The 16127-nt window shown below is 63.2% G+C and carries 10 protein-coding genes and 2 pseudogenes; 7 read left to right on the forward strand and 5 right to left on the reverse strand.

The genetic code is table 11. The features are described 5' to 3' along the window. Window positions 1–23 precede the first annotated feature (23 nt). Both ACZ3GY_RS14725 and ACZ3GY_RS14730 read right to left on the reverse strand, forming a co-directional pair. Complete coding sequence (locus tag ACZ3GY_RS14725) at window positions 24–488, reverse strand: ankyrin repeat domain-containing protein (protein WP_465910726.1); 465 nt, start codon at window positions 486–488, stop codon at window positions 24–26. Further along, window positions 478–3891: an AAA family ATPase gene (locus ACZ3GY_RS14730; protein ID WP_465910727.1), complete on the reverse strand. Its 3414-nt coding sequence runs from the start codon at window positions 3889–3891 to the stop codon at window positions 478–480. The genes ACZ3GY_RS14725 and ACZ3GY_RS14730 overlap by 11 nt, the downstream gene beginning before the upstream one ends. 173 nt (window positions 3892–4064) lie before the next feature. Between ACZ3GY_RS14730 and ACZ3GY_RS14735 the strand changes: the two genes are divergently transcribed. After that, window positions 4065–5192 carry a PQQ-dependent sugar dehydrogenase gene (locus tag ACZ3GY_RS14735; protein ID WP_465910729.1) on the forward strand — a complete coding sequence of 376 codons (1128 nt, stop codon included), beginning with the start codon at window positions 4065–4067 and terminating at the stop codon, window positions 5190–5192. Between the two features lie 113 nt (window positions 5193–5305). On the opposite strand, the gene ACZ3GY_RS14740 is transcribed toward ACZ3GY_RS14735, so the two are convergent. Next, window positions 5306–6607: an SLC13 family permease gene (locus ACZ3GY_RS14740; protein WP_463565833.1), complete on the reverse strand. Its 1302-nt coding sequence runs from the start codon at window positions 6605–6607 to the stop codon at window positions 5306–5308. Between the two features lie 33 nt (window positions 6608–6640). Continuing rightward, window positions 6641–7471, reverse strand: a complete 831-nt coding sequence (locus tag ACZ3GY_RS14745) for an amidohydrolase family protein (RefSeq protein ID WP_465910730.1) — start codon at window positions 7469–7471, stop codon at window positions 6641–6643. Between the two features lie 174 nt (window positions 7472–7645). Between ACZ3GY_RS14745 and ACZ3GY_RS14750 the strand changes: the two genes are divergently transcribed. From ACZ3GY_RS14750 to ACZ3GY_RS14765, 4 genes and pseudogenes are all read left to right on the forward strand, one after another. After that, a complete protein-coding gene (locus tag ACZ3GY_RS14750; protein ID WP_463565835.1) occupies window positions 7646–8383 on the forward strand; it encodes a GntR family transcriptional regulator in 738 nt (245 codons plus the stop codon). 402 nt (window positions 8384–8785) lie between these two features. Continuing rightward, window positions 8786–9472: pseudogene (locus tag ACZ3GY_RS14755) on the forward strand (cache domain-containing protein); the annotation flags it as partial. Between the two features lie 267 nt (window positions 9473–9739). After that, a pseudogene (locus ACZ3GY_RS14760) lies at window positions 9740–10330 on the forward strand (methyl-accepting chemotaxis protein); the annotation flags it as partial. Window positions 10331–10620: 290 nt separating this feature from the next. Then, complete coding sequence (locus ACZ3GY_RS14765; RefSeq protein WP_465910732.1) at window positions 10621–12258, forward strand: methyl-accepting chemotaxis protein; 1638 nt, start codon at window positions 10621–10623, stop codon at window positions 12256–12258. Between the two features lie 223 nt (window positions 12259–12481). On the opposite strand, the gene sbcD is transcribed toward ACZ3GY_RS14765, so the two are convergent. Further along, a complete protein-coding gene (gene sbcD / locus ACZ3GY_RS14770) occupies window positions 12482–13699 on the reverse strand; it encodes an exonuclease subunit SbcD (RefSeq protein ID WP_465910734.1) in 1218 nt (405 codons plus the stop codon). 234 nt (window positions 13700–13933) lie between these two features. On the opposite strand from sbcD, the gene ACZ3GY_RS14775 reads away from it, so the two are divergent. Both ACZ3GY_RS14775 and ACZ3GY_RS14780 read left to right on the forward strand, forming a co-directional pair. Beyond that, window positions 13934–14728, forward strand: a complete 795-nt coding sequence (locus tag ACZ3GY_RS14775; protein WP_463565838.1) for a methyltransferase domain-containing protein — start codon at window positions 13934–13936, stop codon at window positions 14726–14728. A 3-nt stretch (window positions 14729–14731) separates the two neighbouring features. Further along, a complete protein-coding gene (locus ACZ3GY_RS14780) occupies window positions 14732–16081 on the forward strand; it encodes an APC family permease (RefSeq protein WP_465910736.1) in 1350 nt (449 codons plus the stop codon). Window positions 16082–16127 lie beyond the last annotated feature (46 nt).

Below are 16127 nucleotides of genomic sequence, written 5' to 3' on the forward strand. Positions count from 1 at the left end.
ACCGCCGATGTCTTGCCAAACACTTACAAACGCTTGGCCTCTAGCAACGCCTTGATGGCTTTACGATCTCGCTTGCCGTCGCGCTTGCCGAGCAGCTCGAGAAAGGCAAAAGAATCGAGGCCATTGAGCGTGGTCTTCGGGCTGACGATCTTGCGCCGCGGATCGGCGCCGCCTTCGAGCAGCAGCTTCACCAGCTCAGGCTCGTCATAGAGGATGGCGCCATTGAGGGCGGACAGGCCCACCTGGTCAGGCTCATCGACCGGGCAACCGGCCTCCAGGGCCTCTTTCATCTGCGCCAGCGCCATGGCCTTGCGCGCTTGCGACTCGCCGTAGGCGGCGGCCATCAAGGTCAGGGTCGGTGCCTGCATGCTCGCGTTGCCGAGCACGCAACCGCGCTCGTCCATCACCTGCAAGCCATGATCCTTCTGTGCATCCTCGGCGTGGGCAAAGCCCGCCAGCAGGCACAGCAGCAGAACTTTAAACCGCATAACGTTTCTCCAGCGTGCTGTAACCCATCCCAACCCCCTTGCTGACTTTGAGCTGCACGGCGACCCGCTCCTTGAGCGCTTCGACGTGGCTGATCACCCCGATCATCTTGCCGCTGGCGTTGAGGTTATCCAGCGCATCGAGAGCAACTTCCAGGGTTTCTCCGTCCAGGGTACCGAAGCCTTCATCGAGAAACAGCGAATCGATACGCGTCTTGTGGCTGACCAGATCGGACAGCGCCAGGGCCAGGGCCAGGCTGACCAGAAAACTTTCGCCGCCGGACAAGGTGCGAGTATCCCTGGCCACATCGCCCTGCCAGGTATCGATCACCTCCAGCTCCAGCTCGCCCAGAGACTTGCGCGCCAACTGGTAACGACCATGCAGACGCTGCAGTTGACCATTGGCCAGGTGCACCAGATGGCCGAGGGTCAGCCCCTGGGCGAAACGCCGGTACTTGGCGCCATCGGCCGAGCCGATCAGGCTATTGAGTTGCTGCCAGCTGTCGTACTCGCGGCGCTGTGCCTCGATGGCCTCGAACAACGCCTGCTGATTGAGGCGGCGCTGCTCATCGCCCTGCAACTGCCCGCGAATTTCACCCTGGCGCTGGCCAAGCTGTTTCAATGTCGTCTGCAAGGCTTGCAGGTGTTCATCCAGATGCTCGGCGCTTTGTTCGGTCTGCGGCTCTGCGCGCAACACGCTCAGTTGCGTCTGAGCCGCAGCATGCAGCGCGCGCGCTTCGGTCTGGGCTTTTTCCAGGCGCTGCTTGAGCGCCTGCAACCCCTCGCGCTGCACGTCATCGAGCAAAGCGCCGAGAAACTCGTCTTCATCGCTGAATGGGCTGCCTGCCAGTGCTGCCTGCCAATGAGCCGCAGCGCTCTGCTCGGCCTCGTTCAGGGCGACCTGCCGCTGCGCGAAACCGTCCAGGGTGATGCGCAACTCCAGGCAGCGCCGCTCCGCACTCTGCCAGCTTGCCTGGGCAGATTCGAGGCTTGCAGCGGCCTGATCCAGCAACCCGGCAACCAGCGGTTCGCCACCCACTTCCTGCCAGCGTACCTGCCACTGATGTGCCTGTTTATCCGCATCGGCGACCTGATGCTGCATGCCTGGTTGCTGCTGTGCCAGCGCCTGACGCCGCTGCTGCGCCTCCTGCCAGCGCCCGGCGTCGGCCTTGCGATCGGCCAGCCAAGCGGCACCGTCATCGGGTAGCGCATGACCAAAGGCGGCCAATTGTGCCGTCAGCTCGGCTTCGACCTGGCCGTGATGCTCGCGCTGCACCCGGAGCTGTTCGTCCAGTGCCTGCGCCGCCGCCTGGGCGAGATCACGGTCGCGCTCGACGGCATTCAGTTGCTGCTGGGCAGCGGCATGTTTTTGGCTGCAGATATTGGCACCCTGACGAGCACGCTCCAGTTCCTGCTTGAGGCCATCGAGCCGTTTCAGGGTAGCGTCGACCTCGACGCGTTCGGCGATCTGCCGGGTTTGCGCGGCGGCGAGTGCCGGCTCGTCATCGGGCAATGGATCGAGCACCTCACCTTGACGTTGCCAGGCAGCCGCCAGCGCATCGAGCTGGCGCTGCAGTTCCTGCTCCTGCTCCCTGCTCTGCGCCACTTGGGCCTGCAGAGCGGCAAGCTGATTGCCGAGATTCTGCCCCTGCTCGGTCAGTGCCTCGAGCGTCTGCCGCGCCTCATCGCGCTCGCGCTGGGTCGCCGATACGTCCAGTGCCTGATAGGCGGCGATGGCCGGATGTTCGGTGGAGCCGCACAACGGGCAAGCCTCGCCAACCTGGAGCTGAGTGCGGTAGGCCTCCAGCGCCTGGATACGCTGCTCCTGCTCAAGCAACTTGTCCTGATCGGTCAGCCGCTGTTTCACCTCGCGGTAGCGCTCGCGCAGCGCCAAACGCTCGGCCTCGCGCTCGCTCAGGCCTTGCTGCTGTCGCGCAAGGCCGGTCGTAACGCGCTGCTGTTGCTGGTTGAGCTGGCTGCGCCGCTCGGCCAGTTGGCCAAGCTGCTCCAGTGCGCTGCCGCGGGCGTGCACCTGCTGCCAGTGATTGCGCCAGTCGGTTTCACTGCGCCCGGCCAGGGCCTTCTGCCAACGCTCGTCCACCTCGGCCACACGCTGCTCGGCATCGGCCTTGGCCTGAGTGGCAGTCTGCACCGACCGGGAAAGATCGCCCAGGCTGAGTTGAAACCGCTGCAATTGATCGGCGCCAACCTGCTGCTTGACCTGCAGAGCGGCAATGGCCTGCTGTGCCTGATCGCGCGCTTCGAAGGCGTGCTGCCAGCCGCTGAGCTGGGCGCTCAGTCGGTCATGATCGGCAGAGGCCTGCAACTGCACATCGAGGGCCTGGCATTCATCGCCCAGCCGCTGCAACGCTTCGTGCTTTTCCAGGGCAATCGCAGCACTGGCCTGCGCTGCCAGCTTCAGGTTGGTGTGCAGGCCTGCACTGGCCTCGGCAAGTTCCTGACGATGCGCTCGCTGTTGATCTTCACTGGCCGCCAACGCTTGGGCAGCCTCGCGCCGGGACTGATACGCCGGCTGCAGCCGCTGCGCCGGCTCGCTCTTGTGCAAGCGCGTGAGCTCGCTGGCCGCCTCGTGTTCGGCCTGGGTCGCGGCCTCGACCTGACTGGCGGCTGCCGTGACCTGCGCCTCGGTGCGCGCCAGATCGGTCAGCCACTGCCGCTGTCGGCCGGCTTCGGCGAACGCGCTCTGCGTCTCACCCTCCTCGACCGCCAGTTGCGCCGCCTCGTCACCAAGGGCCTGGCGCTGCTCGTCGCCAAGCAGCTCGACGCCCTCGGCACGGGCGCGCAACTGATCGAGATGGGTCTTCACATCACGGGTCTGCTCGAACACCCGCTGGGATATCTGCCCGTAGATATCGGTGCCGGTCAGCTCTTCCAGCAGCTCGGCGCGCTGGTTGGCGGAGGCTTCCAGAAAAGCGGCGAAACCGCCCTGGGCCAGCAGCATGGATTTGGTGAAACGGCCAAAATCCAGGCCCGTCAGGCGTTCCACTTCGCGGGGTTTCTCACTGAGCTTGTCGGTGATGATCTCGCCGTCCAGCCGCGCCAGCTCAGCCTTGGCGCCCTGCAACGCGCCGTCGGATTTGTCCCGCGCGCGCCGCTGACTCCAGAACGCCCGGTAGCCCTGCCCCTTCACCTCGAACTCGACCTCGGCCAGGCACTCGGCCGTGTGCCGGGTCATCAGCTCATTCTCGCCGCCGACCCGCTCCATGCGCGGCGTACGGTGATACAGCGCCAGGCAGATGGCATCGAGCAACGTCGTCTTACCCGCCCCGGTGGGACCGGTGATGGCGAACAGGCCATTGCTGGCGAAGGGCTCGGCGGTGAAATCGATCTTCCACTCGCCCTTGAGCGAGTTGAGGTTCTTCAGGCGCAGGCTGAGGATTTTCATGGAAAGGTTGCTTGGCTCGAGTCAATGGCAGGCCGCTATTGTGGCACTGTTGCCGAGCTGCGGGGATCAGACTCGAACCAACGCGCTTGACGTGCGTCGTAACAAAAACGTCCGGCTACCCCCGCAAGGCGCGGGTAACGTGTGAGATCCGTCCACAAGGAGAGAGATTCGCCATGGTCCGTCCCGTCCACCACCTGCTCGGTGGTATCGCACTCAGTCTCGCCACCCTCAGCGCCCAGGCCGCCGACGCCTTGCCGCAAGCGCAATGGCCGTTCACCGCCGAACCCCGTGCCACGCTCGACGAGCCCTGGGCCATGACCTTCCTGCCCGACGGCACCTTGCTGGTCACCGAAAAACGCGGGGCGCTCAAACATGTCGACCCGAAGAGCGGCGCTACCCACGATATCGCCGGTGTGCCGGAAGTCGCCTACGGCGGCCAGGGTGGCTTCGGCGACGTGATCCTGCATCCGGACTTCGCCAATAACGGCTGGGTCTACATCAGCTATGCCGAAGCCGGTGATGGCGATACCCGTGGCGCAGCAGTCGCCCGCGCCAAGCTGCAACTCAACGACGATGGCAGCGGCGCACTGACCGAACTGAGCGTGATCTGGCAGCAAACGCCGAAAGTCAGCGGCGCCGGCCATTATGGTCATCGCCTCGCGTTCGGCCCGGACGGCAAGCTATGGATCACCTCCAGCGAGCGGCAGAAATTCACCCCAGCACAGGACATGAAAGCCAATCTCGGCAAACTGGTGCGCCTGAACGATGACGGCAGCCTGCCTGGCGACAACCCGTTCGCCGATCAGGGCGGTGTCGCTGCCCAGGTCTGGTCGCTGGGCCATCGCAACATGCTCGGCATCGCCTTCGACGCCCAGGACAAGCTGTGGGTGCACGAAATGGGCCCGGCTGGCGGCGACGAACTAAACCTGATCGTGCGTGGCGAAAACTACGGCTATCCGGAGGTTTCCAACGGCGATCACTACGGCGGCAAGCCAATCCCCGATCACGACACCCGCCCCGAGTTCGAAGCACCGAAGATCACCTGGAATCCGGTCATCTCACCGGCTGGCTTCGTCATTTATCAAGGTGAGCACTTTCCGGGCTGGGACGGTGCAGGGCTGATCGGCGGGCTGTCCTCGAAAGCGCTGGTGCGCGTCGCCTTCGACGGCGACAACGCCCGCGAGGCCGAGCGTTACGACATGGGCGCGCGCATTCGCGAAGTGGAGCAAGGCCCGGATGGCAGCATCTGGCTGCTGGAAGATGGCAGCGGCGGTCGCCTGCTGGAGCTGCTGCCCAAGTAGCCGTACGCTGATTGCCCATTCATGGGTGTCGCCTCGCTCAACCCAGGCTACGTAAATACATCGCACACAAAAAACCGCAGCCTGGCTGCGGTTTTTTATGCCTGGCGCTGGCTTCAATAAACGAACGTCAGCAGCACGTTGAACACCAGAGCGGCGACGAAGCCGATGGGCGCCGCCTTGAACAGCAGTTGCGGGAACAGCGAGGCACGGCTCTGCTCCGAGGTACAGGAGCCGAGGATCAGGCTGCCGCCCGACGAAAATGGCGAAATCGAGGTGGCTTGAGCGCCCACCACAATGGCGATGAACAGCACCATCGGCTCCAGCCCCAGAGCCGAGGCAATCGGCAGCACCATGGGAAACAACGCGGGGGTCACAACGCCCAGGGTGCTGGAGAACAGCGACATGAACGCCGCCACCACGCCAAACACCACAGGGACTAGCACCGGAGGAATGCTGCCGCCGATCCACGAGGCCAGCACATCGATGGTGCCGGCCTTGATCGCCACCGAAATCAGCATACCCACACCGCAGATCATGATCAGCGTGCCCCAGGGCACCGAAGCCATGGCCTTGCGTTCGTCACCCAGTTTCAACAGCAATGCGATCACCGAGAAGATGCTGGCGATCAGGCCGATATCCATCTTCGCGTTGATGAAGCTGATGGTGGTATTGCCAGGCAGTGCGATATGGGCAATCGGCGCAGCCAGGACGATGGCCATCATGGCCAGGGTCAGCCACAAGGTGATCTTCTGCTCACGATTCAGCGCCGTTGGCTCGCTGACATCGAATACTGCGGTCTTCATCGCGCGGCCCTGACGGGTCAGGAACACGAAGGCGGAAATCACCAGCAACGGAATGACCAGGGTACTGACGAAGATCCCGATCGCATTGATGAACGCATCGTTGTCACTGATCCCGGCGTTGGTCATCAGCCCGCGGAAGATGATACCGCTCTGGCTGGACATGAAATTGGCGCCGCTCAAGGCACCATAGTTCACTGCCATGCCGCCGACGATCAGGCTCATGCCGGTGCGTTGGCAAAGCAACAGGGTGATCGGCGCCATGAACGCCAACACCGTGTAATACCCGGCCCCCATTGCAGCGATCACGGTGGCGGTGAAGAACACCGCGAACGGCAGCAATTGCGGCACGCTACGGCAGCGGTAAATCAGGTGTTCGGAGAGCTTCTCCAGGGTGCCATTGACGGTGGCGAAGCTGTAGAACAGGCAGACCGAGAAGATGATGAAGAAAATCTTCACCGGCCACATGCTGATCACCTCGGACGGGCTCAGGCCCATGCCGAAACAACCGATCAGGTAGGCAAAGGCGATGGCGAACAGACCGATGTTGATCTTGGTCTTGTAGCCGAGGGCTACGGCGGCGACGATCGCCGCAACGACGAGCAGGCTCATCATGATGAAGGCTTCCTATTTGTTGTTCGAATGGGATCAGCGGGTACTGGTAAAGCCGAAAAGTTTGCCGGGGTTATGCACCAACACCTGATGACGCTCGGCCGCATCCGGCAACAGCGTCTCGATCAATTCGAACTGACCGGCATAGTTTGTCCGATCTTCGAACTGGGTGTTGGGCCAGTCGCTGCCCCACAGGAAGCGCTCGACGCCACCCGCCGCCTGGCGCACCTGGATCAGTAACGCAGCCGCCCTGAGCGGGTCGGATTTGCTGCGGTATGCGGCCGACAACTTGAGCCATACGCGCGAATCGCCCAGCAGTTGCAGGAAAGCCTGATGGCCGGGGTTATGCGGGTCGATGCCGTCGGTCGGCAGGCCGAAGTGGTCGATCACTACGTCCACACCGGTGGCGACGATGGCCGGCACGATCTGCGCAAGGTCATCGATGCCGCGCTGGATCTCCACCTGCCAGCCACGGCTCGCCAGGCGAACGAAAAGCGCCGTCCACTCAGGCCCGGTGTAGTCCTCCAGTGCCTTGCCAATCAGGTTCAGGCGAATCCCTACCACGCCGCCTGCAGCGAGCTCGTCCAGTTGCGCGTCACTGACAGACGCGTCGACCACCGCCACGCCCCGCAGACGCTCCGGATGCCGGCGCAGGGCCTCAAGCATGAAGCTGTTGTCAGTACCTAGAAAGCTCGGTTGGATCAACACGCCATGGGACAGGCCGTGGCGGTCCAGATGCTCGAGGTACTGCTCGACCAACGCATCGTAATGCGGGCTGTAGCGGCGATTGGCGACCATCGGCAGATCTTGGCGAAAGATATGCGCATGGGTGTCGACGCCGGTGATGGCAGGGCTGGGAGTGCTCATGAAGGAAATACCTGATCGATTGTTGTAGAGGCCGGCATCAAGGCCGCCTGCTGTTATAACGACATCCAGTCATATATATGAATAGTTGACCATATATCTGACTCGGACATTCTGTCAATTGACCCGCCGGTGGTAGAGTGGCGCCAGCCTGTGGCAACCGGACAACAACACGCTATGAACGCCTCGACACTCGGATACGACCAACGCCTGCCGCTGTACCAACGTTTGCGTGAGGAGATGCTGGCCAAGATCGCCGCGGGCGAATGGTCGCCCGGTGCGCCGATTCCCACCGAAGCGGAACTGACCAAGCTGTATGGCGTGGCCATCGGCACGGTGCGCAAGGCGGTCGATACGCTGGTCAACGAAGGGCTGCTGCTGCGTAGCCAGGGGCGCGGCACCTTCGTGCGCCGACCGAATTTCGATTCGTCGCTGGCGCGCTTCTTTCGTCAGGTGAATGCCAGCGGCGGCCGGGAGACGCCCAGCAGCCAAATCCTCTCGAAGGAACTGCAGAAGCCCTCCAAGGAGGTTGCCAAGGCACTCGCCCTGAAAAGCGGCGAGCAGGTATTGCGCATGGAGCGTCTGCGGGTAATCGAAGACCGCACCCTGTTCCACGAGGAAATCTGGCTGCCCGCTTCACGTTTCATCGTGTTGCTGGATATCGACTCGAATACCTTCGGTGACCTGCTCTACCCCTTCTACGAAAGGCAGTGCGGCCAGTGCATCGCCTCGGCACGGGAAACGCTCACGGTTGGTTCGGCAAACGCCGAGATTGCCCAGACGCTGTCCATTGGCCAGGGTGACGCTATCGTGGTGATCGAGCGCACCGCCCTGGGCTACGACCGCAGCCCGCTGGAATACCGCCTGTCGCGGGCCGCGGCGGACAACTTTCGCTACCAGATCGATATCTGCTGACCACCACGAGGCGCCTGCTGAGCAGGCGCCTCGCAACTGTTCGTCGCCCTCCAGTCTCCCCCTCCCGACAAGAGCCAGACTCGCCCTGACAGCTGCGACCTTTTCGCGGTCAGGCCAGTGCCTTCTGCTCCTTTCAAGCGCTCACCTGAATAGCCGCCAGAGCCTCTGCCATGGGGCTGCGGTCATTTTCTGACAGGAAAATCTCGGCCGCCCACTATTTAGATTTACGCGGTGCTGCCGAAGTGCTATCAGGTGCTGAAAGAAACTGTCGCGCGGCAGAAAACAATAATTCCAACAATCAGGAATGCGCCCATGAACAGCTTACGTCGCTTGCCGATAAACCGTCGTCTGTGGCTCATCATGGTGCTGCCGATCCTGATGCTGGTGCTGCTTGGCGGCTACATGCTCAATCAGATCAGCATCGGTCTGTATGCGGGAAAGGCCGAGAAGACCCAGCACGTGGTACAGAGCACCGTTGGCCTGCTCAAGTACTACCAGGGCCTGGAAGCCAACGGCAGCCTGAGCCGCGAACAGGCGCAGAAACAGGCGATGGAAGTGATTCGCGGGTTGCGCTACGGCGGCCAGGAGTACTTCTGGATCAACGACCAGACGCCGACCATGATCATGCACCCGACCAACCCAAAGCTCGAAGGGCAGAACCTCTCCGGGCTCAAGGACCCGGACGGCAAGGCGCTGTTCAACGAGATGGTCGCCATCACCAGAAGCCAGGGCGCAGGCGCGGTAAACTATCGCTGGCCAAAACCAGGCAGCGTCGATCCGGTACCGAAGATTTCCTACGTCGAGCTGTTCCAGCCTTGGGGCTGGATCATTGGTTCCGGCGTGTATGTCGATGACGTGCAGGCCGAATTCAAATCCCAGGCCCTGCGCGCCCTAGCTATCGGCGTACCCGCTACCCTGCTGCTGATCGTTCTGGTGGTGATGATCTCGCGCAGTATCTCCCTGCCCTTGCAGCAAGCGGTAACCGCGATGTCCAACATCGCCAGCGGCGAAGGCGACCTGACCCATACCCTCGACGATCAGGGGCGCGACGAACTGGCCGCCCTGGCCGGACACTTCAACGCCTTCACCGGCAAGATGCGTCAGGTAATCCGCCAGTTGCTCGACTCTGCAGGCTCCCTGGATCAGGCCGCGCGCTCGCTGGGCGAAATCTCCAGCGCTGCGCAGCAGCACAGCCAGCAGCAGGCCCAGCAGATGGAACTGGTCGCCACCGCCGTCAACGAAGTGACCTACGGCGTGCAGGACGTGGCCAAGAACGCCGAACACGCCTCCAGCGAAGTGCACACCGCCGAGGAGCAGGCCAAGCAGGGCCAGCGCAATATCGACGCCAGCCTGAAACAGATCGACCAGTTGTCCGGCACCATCGATAAGGCCGTGACGGTGATCCAGTCACTGGCCACGGAAAGTACCCAGATCGGCGGCGTGCTGGAAGTCATCCGCTCGATCGCCGAGCAGACCAACCTGCTGGCACTCAACGCCGCCATCGAAGCAGCACGCGCCGGCGAACAGGGCCGCGGGTTTGCCGTGGTGGCCGACGAGGTTCGCCTGCTGGCCCAGCGCACGCAGAAATCCACCGCAGAAATCCAGGGCATGATCGAGCGCCTGCAGGGCAACTCCGAGGCGGCGGTAAAAGCCATCAGCGACAGCAGCCGGGCTTCGCAGTTGACGGTCGAACAGGCCAGCCAGGCTGGCGAAAGCCTGGTGCTGATCGCCCAATCGCTACGCAACCTGACCGGACTCAACGCCTCCATCGCCAGCGCCACGCTGCAGCAGTCCCATGTGGTCGACGACATCAACCAGAACGTCACCCACACCGCCGGGCTGGCCCACAGCGCCGCCGAGTCGGCCGAGCAATCGAGTGCCGCCAGCCAGCATCTCAAGCAACTGGCCGAGCAGCTCAGCCGCCTGCTGGGGCAATTCCGCGTTTGATGGGAGCTGAATGATCAAGCCCGTATTCGGCCCGGCAGCGGGCCGAATACCTCACGCAGCGAAACCGCCTAAGAAGCTCATCCCCCTCCCCAACGCAAATGCCGCCCCCTCGCTTGCAAACGTCGGCACCATGCACGATAGACGCCCGCTATAGCGTCAATTAGCCATCATTAAACGCTTGCTTTCCCATACAGAAACAATAGCCTCAGCGTCCTCAGGCCGCCCTTCAGCGCATGCACCTCACTCCGCGCGACGGGGATGGCCACACCCCTCCTAAAGGTACGCTGCACATGTCTCAACCGTTAACGATCGCCCAGCGCTTGGCAATGGGATTCGGTCTGGTGCTTTCGCTGATGATTCTGATCGCGCTGGTGGGCATTCAGCGTGTTCAAGTCATCGACAGCAGCCTTAGCGAGGTCAGCGAAGGTGCCAGCCTCAAACAGCGCTATGCCATCAATTTCCGTGGCAGTGTGCACGACCGCGCGATTGCCATTCGCGATCTGGTACTGGCCCGCGACTCCGCAGCGCTGGACAGCCAACTGCGGAACATCGAGCGGCTGAATGCCTTCTACCAGGAGTCCGCCGCGCCCCTCGACAAGCTGGTTGCGGCCAGCAATTCGAGCGCGGAAGAACAACGCCAGCTCACCCAGATCAAGGCCATCGAAAGCAGTACTCGCGAGCTTACCCAGCGCCTGATAAGCCTGCGCCAAACCGGTGATGTCGAGGGGGCGCAAACGCTGCTGTCCCGAGAAGTGGCAGCCGCCTACCTGGAATGGCTGAAGCGCATCAATACCTTCATCGACTTGCAGGAACGAGAAGTCACCACCAGCCTGGATGGCGTGCGCGAAACGGCCGGCAGCTTCGCCCTGCTGATCGTGGCGGTGACCACCGTGGCAATTCTGCTCAGCGTGATCGTTTCGATGCTGATCATCCGCCAGATGCGCTCGACCCTCGGCGCCGAGCCCCACGAAGTGGCCCAGGTCATTCAGCGTCTGGCAGGCGGCGCCCTCGACCAGAAAATCGAAACCCGCTACGCCAACAGCGTGATGGGCGCGGTCAAGGACATGAGCGCACGTCTGAGCGATACCATCAGCCAGGTGCGTAGCGCTGCCAACGAGTTGAATCAGTCGTCGGATCAGTTGCGGGCCACCTCGGCCAGCAACAACCGGCAGTTGCAGGCCCAGTCAGAAGAGGCTGAACAGATGGCAGCGGCCATCAACCAGATGGCTGCAACGGTCAACGAAGTTGCCGGGTACGCCGGCACCGCTGCGGCGGCAACACGCGCCGCCGACACGGAAGTGGAGAATGGCAGCCACCTGGTGACGCAAGGTGGCCAGGCGATTCAGGAGCTGGCCAGCGTGCTCGATTCGGCCGCGGACAGGGTCGAGCAGCTCGCCCGCGACAGCAGCAACATCGAAACCATCATCGCGGTGATCACCGCCATTGCCGACCAGACCAACCTGCTCGCACTGAACGCCGCAATCGAAGCGGCGCGTGCCGGTGAACATGGCCGAGGCTTTGCCGTAGTGGCCGACGAGGTGCGCTCCCTGGCCAACCGAACCCAGGCCTCGACCCGAGAAATCAGCGCAATGATCGAAAAACTCCAGGCCGGCGCCAGCGGCGCCGCGCAGATCATGCAGACCAGCAGTCAGATGGCGCGCAAGACCGTCGAACAGACCACCGCGACCGAGCAGGCGCTAGAGCGCATTCGCCAGGAGGTCGGCGCGATCAAGGACATGAGCGCGCAGATCGCCAGCGCCGCACAGCAGCAAAGCCTGGTGGCCGAGGACGTCAACCAGAACATCAGTCGCATCCACGCCAGTACGGTGGAAACCACTGCCGGCTCCACTCAGGTGTCTGCGGCCAGCCAGGAGTTGTCTTCTCTGGCACGCCGCCTGATGGAGCGGGTGAGTTTCTTCAAGGCCTGATAGCCTGTTCATGACCTTTATGAGCATGAAGCGGCAGCTACAACTTGACGGCGGGCTTTGAGCGAATTCGTAGGAGGAGCTTTAGCCCCGAGCTCTTTACGCCTAGGCAGGCACAATCGCGGCTAAAGCCCCTCCCACTAAAACACGATCGCGACTGGCTGCTCTCGCCACCTAGCTGCCAAAATCGACGAACCTGGGCTAAAAGATCATAAACAGGTCTGAATCAGGCCGACTCGTCGCGCAGGTCAGCCACCACCTGGTTGTAGAGGCCATGCAGCCGCTGCGCCTGATCCGGCTCGAAGGTTTCGCCAAGCAGACGCTGCTCGAACACCTGCTCCGGCGTCAGCTCATCAAGGGTGCTCTGCTCACCATGCAGGCTGGCTACCGCGGTGCCGCGAGCGCGACGAATGCGCAGCACCTCCACCGGCAGGCCTTCGCACAACGCGGCGATACGCACCTGCAGATCGCTGAGGTAGTCGTCGCCTTCGACCTGCACTTCCAGCCAGACCGGGCGCTCGGGCGTGCCGTCAGTGGCAGCGTCGGCAAGGGCGGCAGGTAGCGTTTTCAGGGAACCGCGAATCGATTGCAGGGCCTGGAAGCGCGGCACGGGCAGCGCACGCACCTCACGCAAGCCGCCTTCGCCCACGTCCACCAACAGCACCTCCTTCTGCTGGCGGGCTTCGTCGAAACTCAGGGGAATTGGCGAGCCGCTGTAGCGGATATGTTCGAGGCCGCCGACTTTCTGCGGCCGATGAATATGGCCAAGCGCGATGTAATCGGCGGCAGGAAAGGAAGAGGTCGGGAAGGCTTCCAGCGCGCCGACGTAGATTTCCCGCACCGACTCGCTGGCACTGGCGCCAACGGTGGTCAGGTGCCCGGTGGCGATGATCGGCAAGGCAGCGCCCAGTTCGGCACGACGCGCCATGGCCAGCTCAAAGAGCGCCTGATAATGCCCGTGGATGGCCTGTTGCAGCGACAGTTGCTTGTCCGCCGCGCTCTGCCCCGCCTCGCTGCGCAACACATCACGCGGGCGGATGAAGGGAATGGCGCAGAGCAGCGCCGCCGGCTGGCCATCGGCGCCAGCGAGCACCAGCAACTGATCCTGCAGGTGAACGCCAACGCCGGGAATCACCCGGGTGCCGAGCTGAGCCAGCAAGGTACGGCTCTCACCGAGCATGGCCACCGAATCATGATTACCGCCGAGCACCACCAGCTGGCAGCCAGTGTCGCGCAAGGCCACGACGAAATGGTTGTACTGCTCACGGGCATAACTGGGTGGCGAGCCGGTGTCGAAAATGTCCCCGGCCACCAGCACCACCTGCACGTCGTGCTCGCGCACCTGGTCGATCAGCCAGGCGCAGAACGCCTGGTGCTCGGCCTGGCGCGTCTTGCCCATGAAGTGCTGGCCCAGGTGCCAGTCGGAGGTGTGCAGAAGGCGCATGAATGGCCCGATCCCGTGACTGAAAAATCCGGCCACCATGCCTTTTCGGCGCTGCCAAGGCAATGGTTTCACATCAGGTAACACACCCTGCAGCGACCGTACCACCTGCGCTGCGAGCCTATTTGCGGCGAATTGCCCGGCACGGGCCGGATCACGGGTCGAACCCTGGCGCCAAGACCTCGGTCGGAAAATCGTTCCCCTCCCCTTACCGATCCCGCTGAGGAGTATCCGCCGATGAGAACCGCGTCCGCCCGCCCCTTCTCCCTGTGCGCCACTGCACTGGCCCTGTTTGGTCTGCTGCACAGTGCCACCGCCCACGCCCAGACGATCGCCCTCGACGTGCCCTACGTGCCCACGCCCGAACCGGTAGTGGCGCGCATGCTGGAAATGGCCAATGTCGGCCCGGATGACTACGTGGTGGATCTCGGATCAGGTGACGGTCGCATCGCCATCTCGGCGGTGAAGGATCGCGGCGCCAAGGCTGCCTACGGTATCGACCTGAACCCGCAGCGCATCGAAGAGGCCGAAGCCAACGCGCAGCAAGCCGGTGTCGCGGACAAGGTGGTGTTCGAGCAAGGCGACCTGTTCAAGAAGGACATCGCCGATGCCGACGTGTTGACCATGTACCTGCTGAACTCCGTCAACATGCGCCTGCGCCCGGTGATCCTCGACACCCTGGAACCCGGAACTCGCGTGGTTTCCCACGCCTTCAGCATGGAGGATTGGGAGCCGGATCGCAGCGATATCGTCGAAGGCGCACGCATCTACCTGTGGATAGTCCCGGCCAAGATTGCCGGCAACTGGCAGATCGAGAGTGAAGGCGAGACCTTTCATGTCGACCTGCAGCAGCGCTTCCAGGAGATCAGCGGCACCACCCAACATCAGGAAAACCTGCGCGGCCGCCTGAATGGCACCGAGCTGCGCTTCGAGGTCGACGGCAAGCTGTACGTCGGCCAGGTCGAGGGTGATCGCATCGAACCGATTTCCGCCGAAGGCGCGGTGACCGGCTGGAGCGCACGACGGAGCTAAGTCATGAACGCACGCACAGCGGCACGACAACCCGGCCTGTCGGTCATCGACGGCGTCGCCATGCTGGTCGGCGTGGTGATCGGCGTCGGCATCTTCGGCTTCCCGCCGCTGGTGGCCCAGCACGCCGACAATGCCTTCGTGTATATCGGCCTGTGGCTGGCCGGTGGCCTGGTGATGCTGGTCGGCGCGCTGTGCTATGCGGAGCTTGGCGCCAGCTACCCGGATCGCGGCGGTGAATACCACTACCTCAACCTGGCCTGGGGCCGGCAGGTCAGCCTGTTGTTCGCCTGGGCCAGAGGCACGGTGATCCAGACCGGCGCAATCGCCGTGGTGGCGTTCATCTATGGCGATTACGCCCAGCGCCTGCTGCCGTTGGGTGAATATGGCAGCGCCTGGCACGCCACCTTGGTGGTGCTGGCGCTGACCGCACTGAATATCCTCGGCACCCACGAATCCAAACGCCTGCAGGTGCTGTTCACCAGCATCACGCTGGCGTCGCTGGTCACGGTGACCCTCGCCGGCCTGCTGCTGGCCGAGCCGGTTGCGGCGGTGCCTGCGCTAGAAACACAAGCCAGCGGCAACCTGGCGGGCATGCTCGGCATGGGCATGGTCTTCGTGCTGCTCACCTACGGTGGCTGGAACGAGGCAGCCTATCTCTCCGGCGAGCTGCGCAACCCGGGACGTAACATGAGCCGCGTGCTGCTGTTCGGCACGCTGGTGGTGACCGCCGTGTACCTGCTGGCCAACCTGGTGTTCATCAACATCTTCGGCCTCGATGGCCTGCGCCAGTCGACCGCCATCGGTGCCGACCTGATGACCATCGTCGCTGGCCCCTGGGGTGGCGTGTTGCTCAGCGTGCTGATCTGCATCACTGCAATCAGCACGCTGAACGCCACCATTCTCACCGGCTCGCGGGTGTATTACGCGCTGGGGCGGGACGTACCGCAGTTGTCGATGCTCGGCGCCTGGAACGACCGCGCGGCAACGCCGGTACGGGCACTGCTGGTGCAATGCCTGATCACCCTGCCGCTGTTACTGTTCGGCGCCTTGAGCGAGAACGGCGTACAAAGCATGGTGGCCTACACCGCGCCGGTGTTCTGGCTGTTCATGTGCCTGACCGCCCTTTCGCTGCTGCGCCTGCGCCGCCTGCAACCGAATCGCGAACGGCCGTTTAGTGTGCCGCTGTATCCGCTGATGCCTGTTCTGTTCGCCGGCAGTTGCCTGGCGCTGTTCGTCTCCAGCGCGCTGTATGCGGGTGCGGGAGCGCTGCTTGGCTTGGTGGTGCTAGGCGTCGGGTTGCCGTTGCTGCTGTTGCAAAGGCCTGCTGAGGTGATGCCCAGCGGTTCGAACTGAGGTGGGATCTGTGTTACACAATCTTCCCGCCTTTTAGGAGACTGCT

It is taken from the genome of Pseudomonas sp. PME37.24/006 (assembly GCF_055556635.1).

Excerpts from the sequence above, each read along its gene's own strand:
- ACZ3GY_RS14725 (WP_465910726.1), bottom strand. The coding sequence starts at position 488 with ATGCGGTTTAAAGTTCTGCTGCTGTGCCTGCTGGCGGGCTTTGCCCAC.
- ACZ3GY_RS14730 (WP_465910727.1), bottom strand. The coding sequence starts at position 3,891 with ATGAAAATCCTCAGCCTGCGCCTGAAGAACCTCAACTCGCTCAAGGGC.
- ACZ3GY_RS14735 (WP_465910729.1), top strand. The coding sequence starts at position 4,065 with ATGGTCCGTCCCGTCCACCACCTGCTCGGTGGTATCGCACTCAGTCTC.
- ACZ3GY_RS14740 (WP_463565833.1), bottom strand. The coding sequence starts at position 6,607 with ATGATGAGCCTGCTCGTCGTTGCGGCGATCGTCGCCGCCGTAGCCCTC.
- ACZ3GY_RS14745 (WP_465910730.1), bottom strand. The coding sequence starts at position 7,471 with ATGAGCACTCCCAGCCCTGCCATCACCGGCGTCGACACCCATGCGCAT.
- ACZ3GY_RS14750 (WP_463565835.1), top strand. The coding sequence starts at position 7,646 with ATGAACGCCTCGACACTCGGATACGACCAACGCCTGCCGCTGTACCAA.
- ACZ3GY_RS14765 (WP_465910732.1), top strand. The coding sequence starts at position 10,621 with ATGTCTCAACCGTTAACGATCGCCCAGCGCTTGGCAATGGGATTCGGT.
- sbcD (WP_465910734.1), bottom strand. The coding sequence starts at position 13,699 with ATGCGCCTTCTGCACACCTCCGACTGGCACCTGGGCCAGCACTTCATG.
- ACZ3GY_RS14775 (WP_463565838.1), top strand. The coding sequence starts at position 13,934 with ATGAGAACCGCGTCCGCCCGCCCCTTCTCCCTGTGCGCCACTGCACTG.
- ACZ3GY_RS14780 (WP_465910736.1), top strand. The coding sequence starts at position 14,732 with ATGAACGCACGCACAGCGGCACGACAACCCGGCCTGTCGGTCATCGAC.